This window comes from Sphingomonas sp., from assembly GCF_964263785.1.
Classification (GTDB): Bacteria; Pseudomonadota; Alphaproteobacteria; order Sphingomonadales; family Sphingomonadaceae; genus Sphingomonas.
Genome location: NZ_CAXVWL010000124.1, coordinates 72,580 through 85,991, shown reverse-complemented (window position 1 = coordinate 85,991; position 13,412 = coordinate 72,580). Strand labels below are relative to the sequence as shown.

The 13,412-nt window shown below is 66.7% G+C and carries 15 protein-coding genes; 9 read left to right on the top strand and 6 right to left on the bottom strand.

Annotation, left to right across the window (positions count from 1 at the left end; translation table 11 throughout):
• Positions 1-247 precede the first annotated feature (247 nt).
• From ACE5C1_RS16585 to ACE5C1_RS16560, 6 genes are all read left to right on the top strand, one after another.
• Complete coding sequence (locus ACE5C1_RS16585; protein ID WP_374945180.1) at positions 248-1,372, top strand: DegT/DnrJ/EryC1/StrS family aminotransferase; 1,125 nt, start codon at positions 248-250, stop codon at positions 1,370-1,372.
• An 87-nt stretch (positions 1,373-1,459) separates the two neighbouring features.
• A complete protein-coding gene (locus ACE5C1_RS16580; RefSeq protein ID WP_374945179.1) occupies positions 1,460-2,560 on the top strand; it encodes an aromatic ring-hydroxylating dioxygenase subunit alpha in 1,101 nt (366 codons plus the stop codon).
• Positions 2,561-2,638: 78 nt separating this feature from the next.
• Positions 2,639-3,442 (top strand): TauD/TfdA family dioxygenase, encoded by an 804-nt coding sequence (locus ACE5C1_RS16575; protein ID WP_374945178.1) that lies wholly within the window; start codon positions 2,639-2,641, stop codon positions 3,440-3,442.
• On the top strand, positions 3,439-4,215 hold the full coding sequence (locus ACE5C1_RS16570) for an aldo/keto reductase (protein ID WP_374945177.1): 777 nt from the start codon (positions 3,439-3,441) through the stop codon (positions 4,213-4,215). Before ACE5C1_RS16575 ends, ACE5C1_RS16570 begins: the two co-directional genes overlap by 4 nt.
• A gap of 8 nt (positions 4,216-4,223) precedes the next feature.
• On the top strand, positions 4,224-4,838 hold the full coding sequence (locus ACE5C1_RS16565; protein WP_374945176.1) for a sugar transferase: 615 nt from the start codon (positions 4,224-4,226) through the stop codon (positions 4,836-4,838).
• Positions 4,839-4,923: 85 nt separating this feature from the next.
• Positions 4,924-5,949, top strand: coding sequence for a glycosyltransferase family 2 protein (locus ACE5C1_RS16560; RefSeq protein WP_374945175.1), 1,026 nt, complete (start codon positions 4,924-4,926; stop codon positions 5,947-5,949).
• Here ACE5C1_RS16560 and ACE5C1_RS16555 read toward each other — a convergent pair.
• The 6 genes from ACE5C1_RS16555 to ACE5C1_RS16530 are packed head-to-tail and all read right to left on the bottom strand — an operon-like array spanning position 5,946 to position 10,491.
• Positions 5,946-6,593 carry a NeuD/PglB/VioB family sugar acetyltransferase gene (locus tag ACE5C1_RS16555; protein ID WP_374945174.1) on the bottom strand — a complete coding sequence of 216 codons (648 nt, stop codon included), beginning with the start codon at positions 6,591-6,593 and terminating at the stop codon, positions 5,946-5,948. The two genes, ACE5C1_RS16560 and ACE5C1_RS16555, sit on opposite strands and share 4 nt — an antisense overlap.
• Complete coding sequence (locus ACE5C1_RS16550) at positions 6,590-7,354, bottom strand: SDR family NAD(P)-dependent oxidoreductase (RefSeq protein WP_374945173.1); 765 nt, start codon at positions 7,352-7,354, stop codon at positions 6,590-6,592. Before ACE5C1_RS16550 ends, ACE5C1_RS16555 begins: the two co-directional genes overlap by 4 nt.
• Positions 7,355-7,363: 9 nt before the next feature.
• Positions 7,364-8,125 carry an SDR family NAD(P)-dependent oxidoreductase gene (locus ACE5C1_RS16545; protein WP_374945172.1) on the bottom strand — a complete coding sequence of 254 codons (762 nt, stop codon included), beginning with the start codon at positions 8,123-8,125 and terminating at the stop codon, positions 7,364-7,366.
• Complete coding sequence (locus tag ACE5C1_RS16540) at positions 8,122-9,153, bottom strand: ketoacyl-ACP synthase III (RefSeq protein ID WP_374945171.1); 1,032 nt, start codon at positions 9,151-9,153, stop codon at positions 8,122-8,124. Before ACE5C1_RS16540 ends, ACE5C1_RS16545 begins: the two co-directional genes overlap by 4 nt.
• Positions 9,154-9,168: 15 nt before the next feature.
• The gene (locus ACE5C1_RS16535; protein ID WP_374945170.1) at positions 9,169-9,396 is read right to left on the bottom strand and encodes an acyl carrier protein; all 228 of its coding nucleotides are present in this window, start codon (positions 9,394-9,396) and stop codon (positions 9,169-9,171) included.
• Between the two features lie 27 nt (positions 9,397-9,423).
• The gene (locus ACE5C1_RS16530; RefSeq protein ID WP_374945169.1) at positions 9,424-10,491 is read right to left on the bottom strand and encodes a 3-oxoacyl-ACP synthase III family protein; all 1,068 of its coding nucleotides are present in this window, start codon (positions 10,489-10,491) and stop codon (positions 9,424-9,426) included.
• Between the two features lie 134 nt (positions 10,492-10,625).
• On the opposite strand from ACE5C1_RS16530, the gene ACE5C1_RS16525 reads away from it, so the two are divergent.
• From ACE5C1_RS16525 to ACE5C1_RS16515, 3 genes are read left to right on the top strand one after another with little or no spacing between them, the layout of a single operon-like run.
• A complete protein-coding gene (locus tag ACE5C1_RS16525; protein ID WP_374945168.1) occupies positions 10,626-11,669 on the top strand; it encodes a glycosyltransferase family 2 protein in 1,044 nt (347 codons plus the stop codon).
• A 16-nt stretch (positions 11,670-11,685) separates the two neighbouring features.
• A complete protein-coding gene (locus ACE5C1_RS16520) occupies positions 11,686-13,260 on the top strand; it encodes a hypothetical protein (protein ID WP_374945167.1) in 1,575 nt (524 codons plus the stop codon).
• Complete coding sequence (locus tag ACE5C1_RS16515; RefSeq protein ID WP_374945166.1) at positions 13,260-13,391, top strand: hypothetical protein; 132 nt, start codon at positions 13,260-13,262, stop codon at positions 13,389-13,391. The genes ACE5C1_RS16520 and ACE5C1_RS16515 overlap by 1 nt, the downstream gene beginning before the upstream one ends.
• Positions 13,392-13,412: the final 21 nt, after the last annotated feature.

The following is a 13,412-nucleotide window of genomic DNA, read 5'->3' as shown; positions in this document are numbered from 1 at the left end:
GGTCGGCGATTACCGCCTCAAGGCGATGGCGATCGGTGGCCGAGACGGTGAACGATACTCCGGTGCGCATGCCAAAGCTTGGCACGCCCGACCCACCAGCGGAACCCCCTCAGGACTCTTCCGTTAGGCACAGACCACTAGCACCATCCTGCGCGAAGGGTTGGTTCGGGCATCTTGAAAACTGGCGTCGGACGTGGTTGGGGAAGGCGCCGCGCGTCGAGCGCCGTGGGTCGGGATTCACAAACGCATGACAAGATTGTTTCTTTCGTCGCCGCACATGGGCGGCGACGAGCTGCCGCTGGTGCAGGACGTGTTCGCTTCCAACTGGATCGCGCCGACCGGGCCGATGGTGACCGCGTTCGAGGAGCAGCTCGCCGCGCTGACCGGCATCGCGCATGTCGCGGCGCTCGCCAGCGGCACTGCCGCGCTCCACCTGGCGCTGCGTCTCGCCGGCGTCGGCGCCGGCGACGAAGTGTGGTGCCCGACGATGACCTTCATCGGGGGGGTGGCGCCGATCTGCTACATGGGCGCGACCCCGGTCTTTCTCGATATCGACGAGGACACGCTGTTGCTCGACCTCGACCTGTTCGAGCACGCGCTCGACGCAGCGCAGGCCGCGGGCAAACTGCCGCGGGCGGTCATTACCACCGACCTCTATGGCCATGTCGTCGACGCGGCGCGGATGGCGGCGCTGCGCGAGCGTTACGGCTTCGTGTGGATCAGCGACGCGGCCGAAGCGGTCGGCGCGCGGCGGAGCGGCGTGCATGCGGGCAAGGGCGCCGATTTTGCGGTGCTGTCGTTCAATGGCAACAAGATCATCACCACCTCGGGCGGCGGTGCGCTGGCCAGCGACGATGGCGAGGCGATCGAGCGTGCGCGATTCCTGTCGACCCAGGCGCGTGACGCGGCCCCGCATTACCAGCACAGCGTGTTCGGTTACAATTACCGCCTCAGCAACGTCTGCGCGGCGATCGGCGTCGGTCAGTTGCGGGTGCTGGACGAACGGGTTGCGGCGCGGCGGCGGATCAACGCGCGCTACCGTATGACACTCGGCGACATCGACGGCATCCGCTTCAGCGGCGAGCCGGAGGGCATGACCGCCAATCGCTGGCTGACGACGGTGCTGATCGACCCCGAGCGCACCGGCTTCGACCGCGAGACGGTGCGGCTGGCGCTGGAGGCGGAGGACATGGAGAGCCGGCCGCTGTGGAAGCCGATGCACATGCAGCCGCTGTTCGAGACGGCGCGGATCGTGGGCGGGGCGATCGCCGAACGCGCGTTCGCGATCGGGCTGTGCCTGCCATCGGGATCGCAGATGACCGATGCCGACGTCGACCGCGTCGCCGCCCGGGTGCGCGCGCTGGTCCGCTGAACCCAGCCAGGGGGTTGCCCGGTTGGCTCCGGCACCTATGTCGATGCGAACCATACGCAATGGCGCCGCAGCCAGGGAGCCCGCGCGATGATACCCAAGGCCAATTACCATTCGGACGCGATCTTCGCCGACGAGATGCGCCTGCTGTTCGCACGCGGCTGGCAGTTCGTCGCGTTGACGACCGAGCTCGCGAACGACCGCGATTTCGTTTGCGTCGATCATGAGGGCGCATCGACCGTCGTCCAGAACTTCCGTGGCGAGATCAAGGCATTCCAGAACGTCTGCTCGCACCGCTTCAACCGCATCCAAACCGAAGATCGCGGCAACCGGCTGCTGATGTGCGGCTATCACGGCTGGACGTACGACAAGGACGGATTTCCCAAAGGCCTGCCCAAGCGCGAGCAATTCCTTAGCGAAGACAACACGCATCTTTGCCTGCCGCATTATCCGGTGGAGACCTGCGGCAAGTTCGTCTTCGTCGATCGGGGTGGCGGCGCGGCGTCGCTGCGTGAGCATCTCGGCGATTTCCACGCGACGCTGGAGGCGATGAGCGATTATCTGGGTGCCGAGGTCCAGTTTTGCAGGGTGCCGCATGCCGCCAACTGGAAGCTGCTGGTCGAGAACGTCCTCGAATGCTATCATTGCGCCACCGTCCACCGCGACACCTTCGTGCCGTGGGGCGTCGGCAAGCTGCCGATCAGCGATGCGGTGTTCGATGCCGGCCATTCGAGCGCCCATTTCCCTCGGGTCGACCAGCCGCGCGAGGAGCTACGGCAACGGTATCTGTCGCACCTGGCGGAGCGCAAGTTTACCCACAACAGCTTCTTTCACATCTACATCTTCCCCAATCTGTTCATCAGTTCCAGCCAGGGGCTGTCGTTCTACGTCGGGCAGGTTCTGCCGCTGTCGGCGGAGCGGACGATGCTCAGGATGCGCAATTTCGAGCCAAATGTTACGCTGTCCGACAAGCATCGCGCGCGCCAGGATCCCATCAACGCGGATTCGATCGCGACCGGGCTGAAGCTGATCGAGGAAGACCGCGCGATCCTGGAAAACGTCCAGCGCGGCGTTCGTGTGTCGGACCGGCCGGGAATGATCGGCGATGACGAGGTGCGTATCCGTGCGTTCCTGGAGCATTATGCACGGGCGATGGCGATGCCGGCATTGCAGGCGGTCGCGGCAGCTTGACGGGATCGGGCTTGTCGCACTTGCCTGCATCTTCTACTGGCTTGCCGCGTTGCACCATGTGATGGTTGGAGAGAGATCGTGTTGACGACGCTTGAGTTCGCGCCCGATGCGGCGCCCGAACAGATCGCCGATCAGGTGCGGGCGGTGTGGCGCGACTCCAAGGTGATCCACATCACCGGGGTGAAACCCGACGGCGACCTGCGCGACTACTATTGGCGCTTCTTCGAAGATGTCGGCGTGCCGATGGCACTGGCGGAGGATGCGACCATCGGCGATCGCGATTCGCAGCGAACCGGCAGTTATTGGGCCGAGGTGCGTTACGACCCCGCAGTGCCCGATGCCTATCGCCACTCCGCCAACGCTCAGCCGCTGCACACCGACGGTGCGTACACTTCGCCTGACAGCGTGCAGGTGGAGGCGAGCCCCAATGCGGTGGGTACCGGCTTCCTTGGCTGTGTAGCGATGCCCGCGAACGGCGGGGCAACCACGTTCATCGATGCGGTCGACGTCTACAATACGATGCACGACGAAGCGCCCGAACTGCTCGAGCAATTGCAGGCGACCGACGTCCCGCATGCGCGATCGGGCGACCGCAAGGTGGCCAAGGTCATCGAGATGAAGGGCGGCCTGCCGGTCGTCAATTGGAACTACTATTGTGTCGATGCGGACGCGGGTAACGAGGTGAAGAGCCTGGGCGAGCAGTTCTTCCGGTTCCTGGAACGGAGCCCTGGGATCGCGGCGAATTTACAACGTGTGAAACTGTCGCCCGGCGATGCGGTGATCTGGAAGGACGATTACGTGCTTCACGGCCGCGATTCGTTCGATCCGGAGCGGACCTCGGCGCGGTTCCTTTGGAAGACGTCGTTGCTGATCGACGCGTGACGAAGCAAGCCGCGGGCCGCCCGATCGGACGCGAGACGCGGGTCTCTGCGGTAACCTTGGGCACGATGCGGCTCGGCGGGGTCGGGGAGGTGGCCGATGCCACTGCGCTTCTGCGCCATGCGGCATCGGTCGGCATTGTTACGGTGCACTGCTCGTCGGAATATGACAGCTTTCCGCTGTTCCGCGCGGCTTGGCGTAAGTCGCGATTGGCGGTCGCAGGCGTTGGCGTGATCGCCAAGGTGGCCGCACCGCATTACGGCGAGGATCGCTTCTCGGGCGCGCAACTGCGTGCCAAGGTCGAGGCGTACCTCGGCGCGCTCGCGATCGATCGGATCGAGGTCGTCCAATGGCTGCTGCGCTACGACCTCAAGCAGGATGCGGCGCGACGGCGCATCCTCCACGATGCCGCGGCCGAGCTCGCCGACACGGTTGCGGGGTTGAAGCGCGAGGGCAAGATCGGCGCGTTCGTCGGCTTTCCTTACACGCTGCCGATTGCCGAGGTGCTGATCGACGCCGGCTATTGCGATGGCCTGGCGCTCTACGTGAATCCGCTGGAACGCGAGATGGACGCGGCGGTCGCCGCCTGTGCGCAGGCGGGCAAGGCCGTGATCGCCATTCGCCCCTTCGCGGCGGGGCGGCTGTTCGCGGAGACCGACACGTCCGCGGATCAAGCCATGCAATATGCGCTCGGCAGGCCAGGGGTGGCGACTGTCGTTGTGTCGGCGTCGAGCCGCGCGCATGTCGATGCGCTGCGCCCGTATCTCTCCGCCTGAGTTCGGCGATGTTCTTCTACGACCGCTACGGCAAGCGTGCCTTCGACGTGGTGGCGGCGAGCGGCGCGCTGATCGTGCTGTCGCCGCTGCTGCTGGCGCTGGCCATCGCCATCGCACTGGCGCTCGGGCGGCCGGTGCTGTTCCGCCAGCAGCGGACCGGTCGAGGGCGCCGCGCGTTCCACATCGTTAAGTTCCGCTCCATGCTCGACGCGGTCGATGCCGAGGGCCATGCGCTGCCCGACGAGGTGCGCCTGACCCGCTTCGGGCGGTTCCTGCGATCGACCTCGCTCGACGAGCTGCCGGGGCTGTTCAATATCCTGCGCGGCGAGATGAGCATCGTCGGGCCGCGGCCGTTCGTCCACGTCTATGACCCGCTCTACAGCGCGGAACAGGCGCGGCGCTTCCTTGTGCGCCCAGGGATCACCGGCTGGGCGCAGATCAACGGCCGCAATGCGATCGGTTGGCCACAGAAGTTCGCACTCGACGTCTGGTATGTCGACCACCGCAGTTTCGCGCTCGACCTGCGCATCATCGCTGCGACGGTCGCCAAGGTGTTCGCACGCCACGGTATCAATTCGGAGGAGGCTACGACGATGCTGCCGTTCCGGGGGGAAACGGACTGACGACCAAGGCCGTCGCGACCGCGGGCGATGATTGATGGGGCGGTAGCATCGGGTACACTCGTTCGGAGCCCGCGAGGAAACATGGATGATGCGCACCTTCCTGCCTGAGCGGAACGCCCTTGCCGCATGCGACATGGACGATCTTGAGGCAATAATCGTCGGAGCGCGCGAGCAGACGCCGCTGTTGTCGATCACTATCCCGACCTTCAAGCGTACAGAGTTCCTCATCGAAGCGGTCCGGTGCGCGCTGGGGCAGGATTTCGATCGACCGTTCGAGGTCGTCGTCGTCGACGACGATCCTGCTTCTAAGGCCTATGAAGCGCTCGCGGCGGCCATACCGGGGCTGGCGGCGGCAAACTTCCTGTACCTGCGAGCCCGGAAAAATGGCGGAATGTTCGCCAATATCAACCGCTGCGTCATGAGTGCGCGGGGCGAGTGGCTCACGATCCTGCACGACGACGATCTCATCGATCCGAACTTCGCGCGCGAGATGATGCGCAAGCTGGACGGCGATCCTCGCATCGATGGACTCGTGTGCGAGAAGCGATGTGTCGACCATCGAGCCGTTCCCATTCGGATCGGGCCGATGCGGCATTGGGCCAGCCGACTGCTGAAGCTATACCGTTTTGGCGTCCGGACGACCCGCCGGGTCGAGGGACGCAATCTGTTCTGGGGCTGCACGACGGGGAACACGGTCGGTTTCATCTGTCGGGCGAGCGCGGCGCGAGCGGTCGGCGGCTTCCATGCCGAGGAGCATCCCGCATCCGATTACTTCTTCTATGCGCGCTTCGCCGACCGCTTTCATCTGGCGGAAACCGGGCAGTCGCTGGCGACGATCCGGATCGCGGACAATTCGCTGATGAAGACCGAGGCACAGCTTGCCTGTCTTCGACTGGGGTACGAGCTTCAGCGCGCGTATGCAGGCACGGTGTTGCCGCGTTTCTGGCGCCGTTTCTCGCCGCTGCTGATGGCGCGCCAGGTCGCCAACACCTCGCGGGTGTGGCGGTCCGATCTGTCGCCCGAGAAGGTGGGCGAGATGCTCGGCATCCGCATTCCGCGCGACCGCCCATTATTGCTGTTTACGATCCGCGGGCTGCTACGCGGCTTTTAACCGCGCTTCAGCAGCTTGGCGGGGGGGGCGTAGACGGTCTGGCCGGGCTTGATCGTGCGGTAGACGATAGAGCCCGCGCCGATGCTCGCGCCATCGCCGATCTTTACGCGCGGCAGGATGCTGGCGTTCGATCCGATGAACACGTCGTTGCCGATCAGGGTGCCGCCGGTGATGTCGACGTGGCCGCTGATCGTCGTGTAATCGCCGATGGTCGCATCGTGGCCGACCCCCGAATAGCTGTTGATGGTGACGAAATCGCCGATCATGGTGTCGACTCCGGGGCCTGCATGGGTGCCGACGATCACGCCTTCGCCCATCCGTGCGGTGGGGGAGGTGGCGGCGGTGGGGTGTATAACGGTGGCGAAGCGAGCGCCGCGGGTGCGCAGCTTGGCGGCGACCACGCGCTTGGTCCGTGGTGCGCCGACCGCGAGGACGAACAGGTCGCCGGGATGCGGCCGGTAGTCGTCGAGCGCGCCGAGCCAAGGCTGGTCGTAATGGCCGAACGGGGTCAGCACGTCGCCTGCGTCGTCGAGATAGCCGCCGACCGCGGGCAGCATGCCGGCGCGGTGGCAATCGGTGACGTGGCTGATGAGCTCGCGCCCGAAGCCGCCGCCGCCGACGATGACGATCCGGTCGACGGTCACTGCGCGGTGTATCCGCCGTCGACGGTCATCGTCGTGCCGGTGATCCACTTGCCCGCGTCGCTGAGCAGGAACAGCACGGTGTTGCTGATGTCGTCGGTCTCGCCGAAGCCCAAGGGGTGCTTGGCGCCGACGCCGGCGATCCAGTCCGGCCCCATCCGCTCGACCTCGCGCGCGTACATCTCGGTATAGACCGCCCCCGCGATGATCGCGTTGACCCGCACGCCCTTGGGCGCGAGCTCGACCGCCGCCGAGCGGACCAGGCCGTGGATCGCGGCCTTGGCGCCCGAATAGACCATCATGCCGTTGTGTCCCCGCTCGGCGGAGATCGACGACATGAAGACCAGGGCGCTGCGATCCTGCATCACGCCCTTCTGCCCCGCGCCGCGTGCAATACCGAAGGCGGCGTGGACCGAGGGGCCGAAGACGTCGTCGACATGCGCCTGCTTGGTCAGGCGCACCGGCAGCGTCAGGCTTACCCCGGCGGCATGGAACACCCCGTCGAGCGCGCCGTGCGCCTTGGCGACGCTGCGCATCAGCTCGGCGCCGTCCTCGACGGTGGCGAGCGCACTCGCGACCGCTGCGTGGCCGTCGCCAGGTAGCATTGCGCGGGTTTCCTCCAGGCGCTCGGCGTCGCGTCCGCAGACGATGACGTGGGCACCGACGCCCGCGAGTGCGACGGCAGCCGCGCGGCCAAGCCCGGACGAGGCGCCGGTAACAAGGACGCGGCGCGCGTCGAGAAGGTCGGGGGCGAAGATCGTCATGCGCGTCGCTTACTTGGCGGTGTAGCCGCCGTCGACCGCCATGCTGGTGCCGGTGATCCAGACGGACGCGTCGCTGAGCAGGAAGATCGCGGCATTGGCGACGTCGCCGGGTTGGCCGAAGCCGAGCAGATGGAGATCGCGGTAATTGGCCACCAGCGTCTCGTCCACCGAGCTGACGAAATCGTTGTGCATCGCGGTTTCGACCGCGCCCGAGACGATGCTGTTGGCGCGGATACGACGCGTAGCGAGTTCGGTCGCGAGCGCGCGGACCATGCCGTCGACTGCGCCCTTCGCCGCGGAATAGGCGACCATGCCCTGGCGCCCGCGGAGCGACGACACCGACGACATGAACACGACGGAGCCGCCATCCGCGACGACGCCCTTCTTGGCGGCGGCACGGGCGATGCCGAAGGCGCCACGAAAGCCTGCGCCGAACACCTCGTCGAGGTGACGGTTCTTGGTCAGCTTGGCCGGGAGCACCAGCGACGAGCCCGCCGAATGGAAAACTCCGTGGAGTGGCCCGACTTCCTTGGCCAGCGCCTGGACGATGTCGGCGGTGGCGTCCGCATCGGTCAGGTCGGCGGCGCGGACCAGGTGGCCGTCGCCGGCGAGCGCCGCCGCGGTCTGCGCCAGGCGACCCTCGTCACGGCCCATCGCGATCAGCTGCGCGCCGTGCTGCGCCAGGCGAATGGCGGTCTCGCGACCGATCCCCGACGAAGCTCCGGTGACGAGGATCCGCCGGCCGGCCAGGCAATCGGACGCGAAGATCACAGGATCACAAGGTCCGCGCACGGGAGCGGCCCGATCTCCATCGACGCCGCCGCCCAGGAATAGCCGACGCCAAAGCCGAACATGCTGATCTTGCGCCGCCCAGTCTTGAGCAGGTCCGACACGTCGGTGGCCATCAGCAGCGGAATCGTCGCGCTGCTGGTGTTGCCGAACCGGTCCATGTTGATCGGAACCTTGTCCTTGGGCAGCTTGGCCTTCTTGGCGATGTGATTGATCATGAAGGTGTTGGCCTGGTGGAGCAGGAACACGTCGTAGGACTCCACCGTCTCGCCCGCCCAGTCGAACGTATCGCGGATCAGCGGCGGTACCGACTTCAGCGTGAAATTGAAGATCTCGCCGCCGTCCATATAGAGCGCGTCGAGATCGCGCCCCTCCAGCTTGCCCTCGGCCAGCGGCGAGCGCTGCCGGCTGCGCGGGATCATCAGATTTTCGGCACCCTTGCCGTCGCTGCCGAGCACGAAGAAGGTGGTGTCGCTCGGGTCGTCGCTGGCCTCGATCGCGGTGACGGTGCCGGCATCGCCGAACAGCATCGCGGTCGAACGGTCGTTGGCGTCGATGCACCGGGTGCTGATATCGCCGACCATCAACAGCATGCGCTTCATGGCGCCGCTCTGGATCGCCATCATCGCCTGCCACAGGCCGTAGGGATAGCCCGAGCAGCCCAAGCTGACGTCATAGGCGATGATGCCGGTGCGCAACCCCATCCGGCCCTGCACGATGCACGCCGTTGCGGGGAGCAGCAGATCGGGCGATTGCGAGACGAAGATCACCCCGTCGATGCTCTCGCGCTCCCAGCCGAGTTTTTCGAGCAGATGCTCGGCGGCGCGCTCGCACAGGTCCGACGTCGCCACGCCCTCTTCGGCATAATGGCGCTGCTGAACCCCGGTCATCTTGGTCACGTCGGCGGCACCGCTGCCGAACCGCTGCTCGAAGACGGTGTTGTCGACGATGCGGGGAGGGACGCACGCTGCCAGCCCCGCGATCCGCGCGCCGGCCGTGCGCGCCCTCATCCCCATCTGCATGGTTCAGCCCTCGCCGCGCTCGGCCGCGACCAGCTTTTCGATGTCGCCAACGGTCTTGCAATCGCCCAATGCGTTCGGGTGGACCGTGACGTCGTACACGTCGTCGATCAGCGCGATCGTCGACACCACCGCCAGCGAATCCCAGCTGCCGTCTTCCAAGGTCAGTTCGGGGGTTACCTGATCCGGTTCGATCTCAAGGATCTCGGCCAGGCCTTCGTAGAATTCGCTCATCTCGGCTCCAATCAATTTTCCGTTGCGTCAGAACGTGATGGCAGCGCCGGCCCAGGAGAGACCGACGCCGAAACCGATCAGCATCGCGCGCGTGCCGCTCGTTAGCCGACCTTCCGCGGACAAGCTAGCCAGCACGAACGGGATGGTCGACGACACCGTGTTGCCCGTCGTTTCGTAGAACCGCGGCACCTGCGCGTCGGGCAGGCCGAGCTTGCGCTGCAGCGCGTCGATCATAAAGCGGTTGGCCTGGTGGAGCACGACATGGTCGTAGTCCGCCGCCGTGGTGCCGGTGCGCTCCAGCAATGCGCGATAGGTGCGCGGCACTTCGCGCAGCGAGAATGTCATCACTGCGGCGCCGTCCATATAGAGGTGCCCGCGGGTGCGCACGTTGCCGGAACGATCCTCCGCCTCGATCGCGGTGTCGGCGCTGGCGGGCAGGCGGAAGCCGCCCGCCTCGACGATCAGGCTCGCCGCGCCGCTGCCGTCGGTGCCGAAGACGAACGGACCGATCCAGGCCGGATCGTCGCCTGCCGCGGCGGTCACGAAGGTAGCGGCGGCGCCGTCGCCGAACAGCGTGCGGACGCTCTTGTCGCGCGGGTGGATGTATTTGGAATAGGTGTCGGCGGTGACCAGCAGCACCCCGCGCGCCACGCCCGCGGCGATCAGTCCGGCAGCGATCGACAGGCCATAGACGAAGCCCGAGCAGCCGAGATTGATGTCGAGCGCACCGATGCCGGTGCCGAACCCGAGCCGGTGCTGGAGCAGGCAGGCCGAGGTTGGGAGGATGTAGTCGCTTGCCTGCGAGCAGAAGACGATGAAGTCGATGTCCTCGGGACTGCAAGTGCCGCTTTGAAGCAACTTGCGCGCCGCTGCCTCGCCGAGGTCGAGCGCGGTTTCGCCTGCGGCGGCGATGTGGCGCTGGCGGATACCCGTCTTGTCGAAGATCTTGTCCTCCGACCAGCCGGGAAATTGCGCGGCCAGGGTCGCATTGTCGAGCACCTCATCGGGCAGGTGCGTGGCGATGCCCGCGATCCGGGCCCGGGCACCCGCGCGGGGCGCGGCAGCGGCATCGAAGGGGGGGTGGGGCAAAGGCATCCGAACCGCTGGAGGACCAAGTCAGTTAGTGGTGTGTCCCCCGAGCGTCCATGCAAAAAGAACGTCGCTGCGGAAGGTTGCGGCTCGATCCAGACCCGATTGCCTATGCGATGCGGCTTGCCTATCGGTCCCGGATGACGAAGCAGCCGCCCCCGGACTTCCTGCCGCTGCGCAATGCGCTCGCGGATTGGGCGCATGTCGAGTCCGAGGAGGTCTTTGCGGGACGCGACGCCGGGATCGCGCCGGTCCTGTCGATTACCATCCCGACCTATCGCCGCAGCGACGTGCTGGCGGAGGCGGTGGCGAGTGCGTTGGCGCAGGATCTCGGCCAGCCCTTCGAGGTGGTGATCGTCGACAACGATCCCGAATCTCTGGGGCACGAGGCGTTGCTGGCCGCGATCCCGGCCCTTGCCGAGGGCAACGTCCGCTATCTGCGCAATCGCGAGAACATCGGGATGTACGGCAACATCAACCGCTGCGTCGAGGTGGCGCGGGGCGCGTGGATCAGCATCCTGCACGACGACGACATGATCGACCCCGATTTCGCGCGGCGCACGTTGGCCGAGTTGACCAGCCCGCACGCGCGTTTCGATGGGCTGGTGTCGCGCAAGCGGCTGCTGGACCAGCGCGAGGTCCGGTTTACACGGGGGCGGATCAAGGGAGCGATCTACCGGGCGCGCGAGGCGTATCAGTTCGGTGGGCGCGGCAGCCGCCGGATCGATGCGCGCCAGCTGTTCTGGGGATGCGTCGTCGGCAACACGGTGGGCTTCATCTGCCGCACCGCGGACATTCGTGCGCTCGGCGGCTTCTACCCCGAGGAGCATCCCTCCTGCGACTATTTCTTCTACGCGCGCTTTGCCGAGCGGTGGCGGCTGGGGGAGAGCCGTCAGGTGCTCGCGACGATCCGGGTCGCGGTGAATTCGTTAACCCAGAAAGCGCAGCAGCTCGCCTGCCTGCGCCAGGGCTACGAGCTTCAGTGCGCCTATGCGGGCAGTGTGTTGCCGCGTTTTTGGGCGCGGCTATCGCCCTTGGTGATGGCGCGGCAGGTGGCGGTGACCTCCGCGTTCTGGCGATCGGGCATCACCAAGGCGGAAGCGGAAGAGGCGATCGGCGTCGCGATGCCGCGAGACCGGCCGCTGGCGCTGTATCTGATGCGCCTCGCGCTGCGCGGTTTCTGAGCGAGCGGGAAGCAGTATGACCGACGATCCGTTCCTGCCCTCGCGCCGCGGTGTGCTGACCACCGCTACGCTCGCGGCCGCCGGGCTTGCCCAGCCGGGGCGGCCCGCGGAGCCGAAGCCGCGCGGGGTCGAGGAGCGGCTGGTCGAGACGCGGCGGGGGACGATTACCGACTACGGCGCGGTCTCGGGCGGCGGCGACGCGACCCGCGCCTTCGCGAGCGCCTTTGCCGCGCAGAGCGCGACGCGGTCGTACCGCGACCCGGCCGGCGGCTGGTGGGGGGTCGGCCGGATCGTCGTGCCCAAGGGTTCGTATGCGGTCGGCCCGCTCGGCTTCGGCGGCGCGAGCCAGCTCGGGCTGGACCTCGGCGGCGACGCGCCGTTCGCCTCCACCCTGCGGTTCGACGTCGGCGCGGCGGGGGCGGGGCTGTCGCTCAGGACTTATGTCAATGTCCATGTCCATGATTTGACGCTGCACAATGTTGCGGCCACGCCGGGCGCGAGCGTCGGCATCGACCTCGACGGCACCGGCGGTGGTGGCAATCTGTCGCTCAAGCGGCTGATCGTGGAGGGCTTCGGCACCGCGATCCGCAACAACGGCGATGTCGTCAACGGCGTCCACGCGCCGGGCAATGGCGACAAGGCGCTGATCGAGCAATGCGTGTTCCTGACCTCGGTCGGCTACGATCGCACCCGCAACAACCAGGCGATCGGCTGGACCTTCCTCAACACCGCCTCGGGCTGCGCCGACACCACATTCCGGCTGAGCGGCGCGGGCGAGACGCTGATCGTCAATCATGTCGGCGACATCTACGGGTCGTTCATCGCGCTGCCCGAGGGATCGGGCAATCCCGGCACCGGCCAGTTCAACTATTTCGGCGCGCGCACCACGGTGATGAGCACCAAGCTGGAATATCACGGCAAAGGCGACCGGATGCTGCTCGATGCGCGCGCCAGCAGGCTCGCGACCGATGCCGGGGGCTCCAATTGCGACATCGTGTTCCGCGAGACGAGTATCGCATCGGGCACGGCCTGGCCCGACCCGGCCACCCACGTCATCATTCAGGTCGGCGACGCGACATCGGGCAGCGACGCGATCCGGGTGAAGCAGGAGGGCGGCACGATCGAGGGCGTGGTGAAGCTGGGCAGCAGCCAGCTGGGCCCGCTCAGCCGCCGTTGGTCGTTCCGCGACGCGGTCCGCGCGCCCGATCCTGCGACCGTCCAGTTCCTGGGCGAGGGCAGCCATTACCTGATCGAGTGGCGCGCCAACGAGAACGTGCCGGTCGACCAGTATCGCGGTGGCGAAGCGTTCACCGGCGCGATCGATGCGCAAAAGGTGTTCCTGTGGCGGCACGTGGGCAAGGCGCTGGTCAACACCGGGGTGGAGGGCGAGGACCATGGGGGCCGCAAGGGCGGGAAATTCGTCATCGGCGGCTTCCCGCGCAAGATGACGGTGACGGGCCTCGCGGTGTTCATCGACCACAATCGCGCAGGCACCGATACGCTGATCGAATGGTTCGCCGACCGCCGCTTCACCCGCGCCATCGGCCAGGCGCTGATCGCGGGCGACCGGCCGGGCTGTGCCCGGTGGTGATGCACGACGCGACCCGCTGGCAGACGCTGGCGGACGGCGAACTCTACGTCCGCATCACCAAGCCCGCGGTCGGTGACGACGGCACGCATGGCGCACTGGCGATCTTCTATTTTCCGTATATGGGAAGCTGAATGTTCGCATTGCCGATTTGG